The sequence below is a fragment of the Propioniciclava soli genome, assembly GCF_014858005.1.
Taxonomy (GTDB): Bacteria; Actinomycetota; Actinomycetes; order Propionibacteriales; family Propionibacteriaceae; genus Propioniciclava; species Propioniciclava soli.
This window is the reverse complement of record NZ_JACYOT010000040.1, coordinates 1-4475: the sequence shown is the minus strand read 5'-3', so window position 1 is coordinate 4475 and position 4475 is coordinate 1. Positions and strand designations below refer to the sequence as shown.

Sequence of the window (4475 nt, the reverse complement as noted above, 5' to 3'; positions counted from 1 at the left end):
GCTCGAGCCGTCAGTAGGAACCCAGAAGGGCGGGGTGAGAACGTCCGCTTCTGCCGCGTGGAGGACGGCCTACGCTCGCCGACATACATGATGCGGTCCGCGTTGTTCCGACGGCGCCCTGTGGCAGATTTGTCCCATGAGCGCCAGCGAACAGGAGGTCCTACGGGACAGGATCTTTGAGAGCAGGAGTCTGCGGGGATCGCGATTCGTGGGCTGCGACCTGGGAGACGTCGTCGTCCGTGGAAGCGATGTCGCCGGAATGGAGATCGACTCCCCCTGGCTGCTGGAGGGCGACAGCAACCTCCTGGTTAACGGTGTCAACGTTGTGCCCTTGGTCGACGCCGAGCTGAACCGGCGCTTCCCAGGGCGGGAGCTGCGCACGGCCGAGGACCCCGAAGGCCTGCGCGCCGCGTGGGCAGCACTCGAACGGACCTGGGCGGTGACCCTCGTCCGCGCCACGGCGATGCCTGCCGGCACCATCGACGTCTCCATCGACGGCGAGTGGTCGTTGGCCCAGACGCTTCGCCACCTCGTGATGGCAACCGACACCTGGCTCGGCAGGGCCATCCTCGGGCAAGCGCAGCCGTACCACCCGGCGGGCCTGCCCAACGACGACAACGACAGCGACGCCTACGACGGCGACGTATTCTCCGCTCAGGCGCCCTCGTTGGCGGAGGTCATGGAGGCCCGCGGCGACCGGCAGATGATGGTCCGCGAGTTCCTCGCCGCTGCCACTCCGGAGGTCCTGGCTCAGCCTCGGAAGAATCCCCACGCACCAGACTACGAAGAGACGGTCCTCTCATGTCTTCGGACCATCCTGGAGGAGGAGTGGGAGCATCACCGCTATGCCGCGCGCGACCTGGACGTGATCTCCACGGCAAGATCGGCGGACGAGTAGGGCCGCGCCATCCCGGATGACCTGGTTGCCGCAGATAGCGTGCCCTGCGGCCATCCGGATCTAGCCGCGTGCCGTGACTCACGATGAACGACAGACTGGGGACATGCTGACGCCATTTCCCGACGGCAGAGGGCCGATCGCTGCGGGGTGCCGACACTCGATCGGCCGAAACATCGACGGCACGGTCCTGACCGCGGGAAACGGTGCAGCCGGCGAATGCTCGGTTGCCGGCTGGTCGGATGTGGTGGCCGTCGCCGTCGGCAACGTCCACGCCTTCAGCAACACCGGCAAATCACACACCCTCGGCCTGCGAGCTGATGGCACTGTGCTCGCCACAGGATGGAACACCCACGGCCAGTGCAACGTCGGCGACTGGGCGAACGTCCGCGCCATCGCTGCCGGGTGGCGCTTCTCCCTCGGTGTCACCGCAGACGGTCACGTGGTCGCCACCGGCCGCGCCGCAGAGGGCCAGATCGCCGTCGATGAGTGGGAGCAGGTGAGGTCGGTTGCCTGCGGTGACTGGCACAGCCTCGGCCTCCAGGCCGCCGGCCGCGTCCTGGCTGCAGGCAACAACCGCGCCGGGCAGCTCAACGTCCACGCCTGGCAGGACGTCGTGCAGGTGGCGGCCGGCTACCAGCACTCCCTCGGTCTCACCGCCGATGGCCGAGTGATTGCAGCGGGAGCCAAGGCCAGTGGTGTTCGCGAAGTCACGGCATGGGATTCCATCGCCCAGGTGGCAGCAGGCAGCCACCACAGTGTGGGCCTCGCCCGGACAGGGACGGTCGCGGCCGCGGGGTCCAACGCCTACGGTCAGTGCAACACCCAGGAATGGCGCGACATCGTCGCAGTCGCCGCAGGCGCTCAGCACACGCTCGGCCTTCGTGCGGACGGCACTGTCCTGGCTACCGGCGCCAACGATCATGGCCAGTGTGACGTTCACGGATGGGCTGACCTGGCCTGATCCCCAACGCGATCATCTGTCGCTGGTCTCGCGCAAGGTGGGTCCATTTCTGGCCGTCATTCCGGGGCCAAGTGGGGTTGACATAGCCAAGCGGTTGACCCTCACCACGCAAGTGACCCCTACGGAACTGTCCGCGAGGTGCAGTACTGGGGAATCCATCAGCAAAGAGCCGCGAAGCTCACGCGTAAGAAGATCGAGGACATGATCGATCGCAAGCCCTCACCTGAGGAACTGGACCAGATTGTCCTCACCAAGACGGGCAACGGCTATTGGAGGGGCAACTACCGCAGTCATTGAGGCTCTCGCTGGTGAGTGCTGGTGCTCTGACCGAGACGGGATCGTTGGGAATCGTGCCGGTCCGGCGCCACGACGCACGCGGCGACCGCCGGTTCCCTGTCACACGATTGCGTGGAACACGCCCTGACCGGCAGCAGCTGCAGCACGGTAGAACGCGCGCAGGTCTTCGTAGTACGGCAGCACGTACTGGTCGAATAGGTACTCCTGGTCCCAGATGTCCGGGTACAGGTCGGCAGCCGACATGGCGGCCGGGTCCATGCGGGAACGCAAGGTGTCGGCGTCCACCCCCTCGAGGAACGCGGCCACGCGCGCGACGTCGGCGGGCAGGATCAGGTGGAACGGGCTGTAGCCCACCTCCTCGCCGAGGGGCTCGCCGCCGAAGATGACCTGCGAGCCGACGCCGGCGTCCGGTTCGGCGCTGCCGGTCAGCAGCCAGTGGATGCCGTGCCACGCCTTGTCGAGGTCGGTGGAGTTGTCCTCGTCCTCGTCGTCGAGCAGGTCCATGAGCACGTCGGGGTCGCGCAGCGCTGCTTGGACGAATTCCTGGTCGCGGCGGTAGCCGACCCATCCCATTCCCATGGGTCCATCCTTCTGGCAGTTCGACCGATGCCGCACGGGTTGCGTGAAACCCGTCAACATCCGATAGGCTAACGACCGTTAGCCAAGCCGGAGGCGCCATGCGACGCGACACCCGTTCAGGACTCCTCGACGCCGCGCAGATCCGCCTCGCCGAGCACGGCTACGCGGGCACCTCGATCAGGGACCTCGCCGCAGACGTCGGCATCAAGGAAAGCTCGGTCTACAAGCACTTCCGCAGCAAGCAGGCCTTGCTCGAGGGGGTCTTGGAACGCGCCGAGGAGCGCGTCGCCGCCACCGCCCAAGCCCTTGGCGTCAGCGTCGACGACCCAGACGCCGCGGCGTCCACCTACGCGACCATCGACCTGGGCCACCTGACCGCGGTGGCCGAGGGGTTCCTGCAGATGTGGCTGCACGACGAGGAGTTCGTGGCGCTGCGCCGGCTGCTGACGCTGGAGCAGTACCGCACGCCTGCGGCCGGGACCCTCCTGCGCCTGCTGGTCGTCACCCAGCCGCTCGCGTTCCAATCGCAAATCTTTGCCCGGCTCATCGATGCGGGTGCCTTCCGGCCGGCCAATCCCGAAGCCACCGCACTGGCGTTCTGGGGGCCCGTGCTGGCGATCCTTACCTTGGCTGGGGAGCAGCGGGCGGAAGCTGAGGCGAGGCGACTATTGGGCATCCACCTTGAACATTTCAGGGCCACGCACGTGACTGACGCAGCGACGCAGGGGGAAGAATCATGAAGGCCGTCAAGGGCACGCTGTTGGGCGTCGCCATCTTCCAGATCGTGTCGACGCTAATTGGGTTCTTCACGCTGGTGTTCGGGTCGGAGATGTACGCCCCGGCGCTCGACCCGACGCCGTTCGCCGGGCAGTACGTGCTCGCGGCGGTGCTGCTCGGGGTGGTGGTCGGCGGGTGGCAGTGGGCGGCGGTGTACGTGCATCTGCGCCGGCCGCAATGGCTGGCGCTCGCGCACGCGCTGGCCGGTTTCGTCATGGTCGGCTGGATCGGCGGCGAATGCCTCGTGCTCAACGCGTTCGCCTGGGCGCACGCCCTGTGGGGCGGGGCAGGGGTGCTGCAGATGGTCCTGGTTCTGGTGCTGCTGGGCGTGCTGCGGCCGCTGTCGGCGAGTGGGCCGCAGGATTCGTCGCTCACTGTCAGCACCCCCGCCCAGGGGTGACCGCTTGAGTGAGGGTAATCCTCTTCTCGGCGAGGCCCGGGCACGAGTGTTGAGCGGAGCGAGAGCCGGGAGGCCAACCGAGAAGTGGAATACCCTCACCCGCCTGATGGGACCGGTGGACCGCCGACGTCCGGGTAGCGTGTCGGCGTGACCCGACGCGACCGCCTGCCCCTGCTCGCCGGCATCCTGCTGACATCCTGCACGAAGTCTTCGAACCGCTCCGGCGGTGCTTGACGGCCTGGGCGAGTTCGATCGCGGCCGGCCCCGACCCCGTCCCGGTCCCCGCACAGTCCCACACCCCCGCCCCCAAGCGATAGCACCAACCCGCCAGCAGCAGACTCTCCCGGCCACAAGGCCGGGAGAGTCGCTTCATGCCCGGACAGAGCGCTGGCAAACGCGCGTCATGCCGCGATGAGCGACTGACGGTCAGTGTTGGCTCGCACCCACTCTCGCGCGGCGTTCTCGTTGATGGGCCTACCCTGTTGGTGTCTCTTCTGGCTGACGCCCCCAATTCCGAGGAGCCGATCGTGGTCCGCTGTGCAGTGCGTCTGTTCGTCCGGCGG

The 4475-nt window shown here is 67.4% G+C and carries 6 protein-coding genes; 5 read left to right on the top strand and 1 reads right to left on the bottom strand.

Annotated features, from left to right (window positions below; genetic code table 11):
- Positions 1-136: 136 nt before the first annotated feature.
- From IFY26_RS17480 to IFY26_RS17470, 3 genes are all read left to right on the top strand, one after another.
- A complete protein-coding gene (locus IFY26_RS17480; RefSeq protein WP_232550287.1) occupies positions 137-898 on the top strand; it encodes a DinB family protein in 762 nt (253 codons plus the stop codon).
- A gap of 103 nt (positions 899-1001) precedes the next feature.
- Entirely contained in the window at positions 1002-1859 is an 858-nt protein-coding gene (locus tag IFY26_RS17475; RefSeq protein ID WP_232550286.1) for an RCC1 domain-containing protein, read from the top strand.
- Positions 1860-1997: 138 nt separating this feature from the next.
- The gene (locus IFY26_RS17470; protein ID WP_232550285.1) at positions 1998-2156 is read left to right on the top strand and encodes a hypothetical protein; all 159 of its coding nucleotides are present in this window, start codon (positions 1998-2000) and stop codon (positions 2154-2156) included.
- Between the two features lie 99 nt (positions 2157-2255).
- Here the strand turns inward: IFY26_RS17470 and IFY26_RS17465 are convergent, their stop codons facing one another.
- Positions 2256-2735, bottom strand: a complete 480-nt coding sequence (locus IFY26_RS17465; protein ID WP_232550284.1) for a YfbM family protein — start codon at positions 2733-2735, stop codon at positions 2256-2258.
- Positions 2736-2833: 98 nt separating this feature from the next.
- Between IFY26_RS17465 and IFY26_RS17460 the strand changes: the two genes are divergently transcribed.
- A complete protein-coding gene (locus IFY26_RS17460; protein ID WP_232550283.1) occupies positions 2834-3475 on the top strand; it encodes a TetR/AcrR family transcriptional regulator in 642 nt (213 codons plus the stop codon).
- Positions 3472-3912, top strand: a complete 441-nt coding sequence (locus IFY26_RS17455) for a hypothetical protein (RefSeq protein ID WP_232550282.1) — start codon at positions 3472-3474, stop codon at positions 3910-3912. Before IFY26_RS17460 ends, IFY26_RS17455 begins: the two co-directional genes overlap by 4 nt.
- The last annotated feature ends 563 nt before the right edge of the window (positions 3913-4475 follow it).

Excerpts from the sequence above, each read along its gene's own strand:
- IFY26_RS17480 (WP_232550287.1), top strand. The coding sequence starts at position 137 with ATGAGCGCCAGCGAACAGGAGGTCCTACGGGACAGGATCTTTGAGAGC.
- IFY26_RS17475 (WP_232550286.1), top strand. The coding sequence starts at position 1,002 with ATGCTGACGCCATTTCCCGACGGCAGAGGGCCGATCGCTGCGGGGTGC.
- IFY26_RS17465 (WP_232550284.1), bottom strand. The coding sequence starts at position 2,735 with ATGGGAATGGGATGGGTCGGCTACCGCCGCGACCAGGAATTCGTCCAA.
- IFY26_RS17460 (WP_232550283.1), top strand. The coding sequence starts at position 2,834 with ATGCGACGCGACACCCGTTCAGGACTCCTCGACGCCGCGCAGATCCGC.
- IFY26_RS17455 (WP_232550282.1), top strand. The coding sequence starts at position 3,472 with ATGAAGGCCGTCAAGGGCACGCTGTTGGGCGTCGCCATCTTCCAGATC.